This is a genomic window from Tahibacter sp., from assembly GCF_035481375.1.
In the GTDB taxonomy this organism is placed as follows: domain Bacteria; phylum Pseudomonadota; class Gammaproteobacteria; order Xanthomonadales; family Rhodanobacteraceae; genus Tahibacter.
The window spans coordinates 1-3,579 of the sequence record NZ_DATIGT010000288.1; the positions used below are offsets into that span (position 1 = coordinate 1).

Genomic DNA, 3,579 nt, shown 5'->3' on the forward strand with positions numbered 1-3,579 from the left:
GAACGGCTCGACGCGCGGATCGTGGCTGACGACGACGACCGCGACGCCTTCTTCGCGCGCGAGGCCGTGCAGGGCGGCGGCGACGCTCTGGCCGGTCTTGCCGTCGAGCGCCGCGGTTGGTTCGTCGGCGAGCAGGATGCGCGGCCGGCCGGCCAGCGCGCGCGCGATGGCGACGCGTTGCTTCTGGCCGCCGGACAGCTCGCTCGGATAGTGCTCGGCACGGTCGGCGAGTCCGAGCCGGTCGAGCAGCGTCAGCGCCTGCGCGCGCTGCGCGTCGCGCGGCACCGTCTTGATGTCGAGCGCGATCGCTACGTTTTCCCAGGCCTTCAGCGTCGGAAACAGGTTGTAGTGCTGGAACACGAAGCCGATGTGCGCAAGACGCAGCGCGGCCATCGCCTCGACGCCGGGATCCGGCGCCAGCGGCTGACCGAACAGGTGCACGCGGCCGCGGCTGGCGCGCAGCAGGCAGCCCATGACCTGCAGCAGACTGGTCTTGCCCGAGCCGCTGGGGCCGAGCAGCAGCGTCATTTCGCCGGCCTGGATCGAGAGACTGATGTCCTGCAGCGCGGTGAACGCGGTGGCGCCGCGGCCGTAGACGACAGCGATGTGTTCGAGCGCGATCACGCCGCTCATTGGAACACCGAGGTCGGATCGATGCGCGTGACGCGGCGGATCGACACGAGCGCGCCGAGCGCGCACATGCCGAGCGTCAGCAGCGCGAGCACGCCGATGAGCTCCACCGGCATCGCGACTGCGACCGTGCTGCCGGCGCTCGCGGCGACGACGAAGCCGACGAGCACCATACCGCCGGCGAAGCCGAACACGGCGCTGATCAGCGCCTGCTTCAGGATCACGCGATACAGATAGCGGTTGGGCGCGCCCATCGCGCGCAGGGTCGCGTATTCGGGCAGGCGGTCGACCGTCGTTGCGTACAAGGTCTGGCCGACGATGACGATGCCGACGACGAGACCGAGCAGCGCCGCGAGCAACAGCGCCGAACCCGCGCCCGTCGTGATCAGCCAGTAGCGCTGCGCCGCGCGCGCGAAATCGGCGGCGAACCAGACGTCGACACGGCCGAGCCGCGCCTGCACCGCGTCGCGCACGCGCGCCGCGTCGGCGCCGCGCTGCAGCGTGATGAGCAGATATGTGGTCTGGTCGGGCCGGAAGAACGTGAAGCGCTGCGCGTTGCTGTGCGTCGTGAACACGTAGGGGCTTTGCGTGAACGTGCGGATGCCGGCCGTGAACCCGACGACGCGCGCGCGCCGGTTGTTGATCTCGACGGTCTGGCCGAGCGCGGTGACGCCGAGCTTGGCCGCATAGAGCCGGTCGACGATGACCGCGTCGTCCTGCTGCAGGTCCTCGAGCCGTCCTTCGACGAGATTCCAGGGCCGGCCCTGACCCGTCGCGAGATTGAAGCCGACCATGCTGACGCTTTCGGTGCCGCCGTCGGGCTTGCGCCAGAACGCGAACTGCATCATCAGCATGTCGACCGAGGCCACGCCGGGCACGGCGAGCGCCTCGTAGCGGCGCCGCTCGTCGAGCCGTCCGGCGATGTCGACGTTGGTCGTGCCGGCCGGCGTGACCCAGAGGTCGGCTGAGGTGTGGTCGACGAGGCCCGAGGTCGTGCGCGCGAAGCCCAGCAGCAGGCCGAGTTCGACGCCCATCAGCAGGACCGCGAACAGCACGCCGACCAGCGTCACGACGAAGCGCGCGCGGTCGTGGCTCAGGTTGCGCCAGGCGAGCAGGCTCGTGCCGGATACGCGCGAGGCGTCGAGCGTCATGCGCGGCGTCCTTTGGCGGCTGCCGGCCGCGGCAGTACGAATTCGACCTGCAGCGACAGCCGGCGCAGCACCGCCTGCTCGTCCTCGCCGAACAGCTGCTGCAGTCCGAGGAACAGCGCGTAGGTCAGCGTGGCCTGATCGCGCGCCTCGGCCGCGCTGCAGCCCTCTTCCCGACACAGCCGCATGAGATAGGCGATGCGTTCGCGATCCACGGCCTGCACGACCTCGCGGGCCTGCGCTCCATGCGCGGCCCAGTTGCGTATCGCGCGCTCCAGCGGCAGGTCGAGGCCGTGCGCGAGCGCGTCGAGGACGCGCACCTTGCCGTCGACGTTGGCCTCGCGCTCCGCCTCCTCGATCAGCCGCACGGTATGGCGCTCGCGCCACGTATTGAGCAGTGCCGCGCGAAACGCGGCCATGTCGGGATAGTGGTGATACAGCGAGCCCTTGGTCCGGCCCGAGCGCGCGCAGAGGTCGGCCACGGTCAGCCGCGCGTGGCCGTGTTCGACCAGCAGTCCCAGACCGACCGCAATCCAGTCGACGTCGGTACGCCGCGGCACTCAGGCGAGACCCAGGCCGGTCAGCGCAGCGATCGCCGCGAACAGACTCCATTGCGGCAGATACCACGGACGCACGCGGTAGGCGACGACGAGCGCGAGGCTCAACGCCGTGAAGGCGAGCGCGAGCACCAACATCAGCACGGCCAGCGGCGTGTTGGCATGCGCGGCGGTCCAGCCGAGCGCGGCGCTCATGGCGAGCAGCAGGATCGTGACCATATGCCAGCAGTAGTAGGCCGTCAGCCGCGGGATGCGCGGCAAGTCGCGCGCGGCGAGCAGCGGTCGCGCGATCTCGCGGCCACCGACGAAGGTATGGATGAGAAACGTCGCGAACGCGACGGCCGCCGCGGCGGCCAGCCAGGTATTCATACGCGGTCTCCGGTCGATGCGTCTGCATTACATACCATTCGTGATGGAATGCTCAAGCGGCTGCGACCATCCGCCACACACGTCGGGAAAATAGTGGACTTCGTCACATACGTCCGTTTCGACATATTTTTCCGACGCGCGTTTGAGTACGCTTGCACGGCTCGCATTTCGTTGTCGCCAGGGACCACCGACCGTTCATTGGCGTGTGGTCTACGAATCCGTCAGTCCCGATGCGCTTCGCGGATCGGGCTGCGGTCATTGCCAGACCGCCGTGAACCGCGCGGTATCGGAGGAACCATGCTCGACATGCTGCGCAGACTCATCGGCCAACCGAACAAGCCCACCCCTGCACCGGCCGCACCCAGCATTCGCTCGGGCGTCGGCGCGCCGCCGCCGCGTGCGCCGAGCTACGACTCGGGTCTCGTGCCGGCGCTCAAGAACGATCACCAGGAACTCGTGGCGCTGTTCGAACAGATCGGGCGCACCTACGAAGCGCGGCGCTTCCACGAAATACCGGCGCTGCTGACCGCATTCAAGACGCGTCTCGAAGCGCACCTGCTGACCGAGAACGTGCGCTTCTACAACTACGTCGAATCGACGCTGCGCGACGACGCGGAAAATCTCTCGCTGATCCGCGACTTCCGCCGCGAAATGAACACGATCGCGCGCGGCGTCATCGACTTCGTGAAGAAGTACCAGGCCCACGGCGACGCCGACAGCCTGATGCACGGCTTCCTGGCCGACTACCGCACGGTCGGCGGCCTGCTCGTGCAGCGCATCCAGCGCGAGGAAGGCAACCTGTATCCGCTGTACATGCCGACCTGATCCATACGTAGCCGCCTGTCGACGGCCCGCCGCCCCACCGGGGCGGCGGG

At 68.7% G+C, this 3,579-nt stretch carries 5 protein-coding genes; 1 reads left to right on the forward strand and 4 read right to left on the reverse strand.

What is annotated here, in order from left to right:
- The 4 genes from VLF18_RS18925 to VLF18_RS18940 form a co-directional block, all read right to left on the reverse strand.
- Positions 1-633 (reverse strand): ABC transporter ATP-binding protein (locus tag VLF18_RS18925; protein ID WP_325281186.1); only part of this gene is annotated, 633 nt, incomplete at its 3' end.
- Positions 630-1,781: an ABC transporter permease gene (locus VLF18_RS18930; RefSeq protein WP_325281187.1), complete on the reverse strand. Its 1,152-nt coding sequence runs from the start codon at positions 1,779-1,781 to the stop codon at positions 630-632. The genes VLF18_RS18930 and VLF18_RS18925, both read right to left, overlap by 4 nt.
- The gene (locus VLF18_RS18935) at positions 1,778-2,338 is read right to left on the reverse strand and encodes a TetR/AcrR family transcriptional regulator (RefSeq protein WP_325281188.1); all 561 of its coding nucleotides are present in this window, start codon (positions 2,336-2,338) and stop codon (positions 1,778-1,780) included. Before VLF18_RS18935 ends, VLF18_RS18930 begins: the two co-directional genes overlap by 4 nt.
- Entirely contained in the window at positions 2,339-2,704 is a 366-nt protein-coding gene (locus tag VLF18_RS18940; protein WP_325281189.1) for a hypothetical protein, read from the reverse strand.
- 297 nt (positions 2,705-3,001) lie between these two features.
- On the opposite strand from VLF18_RS18940, the gene VLF18_RS18945 reads away from it, so the two are divergent.
- A complete protein-coding gene (locus VLF18_RS18945; protein WP_325281190.1) occupies positions 3,002-3,529 on the forward strand; it encodes a hemerythrin domain-containing protein in 528 nt (175 codons plus the stop codon).
- Positions 3,530-3,579 lie beyond the last annotated feature (50 nt).

Coding starts and splice junctions, on each gene's coding strand:
- VLF18_RS18930 (WP_325281187.1), bottom strand. CDS start 1,781: ATGACGCTCGACGCCTCGCGCGTATCCGGCACGAGCCTGCTCGCCTGG.
- VLF18_RS18940 (WP_325281189.1), bottom strand. CDS start 2,704: ATGAATACCTGGCTGGCCGCCGCGGCGGCCGTCGCGTTCGCGACGTTT.
- VLF18_RS18945 (WP_325281190.1), top strand. CDS start 3,002: ATGCTCGACATGCTGCGCAGACTCATCGGCCAACCGAACAAGCCCACC.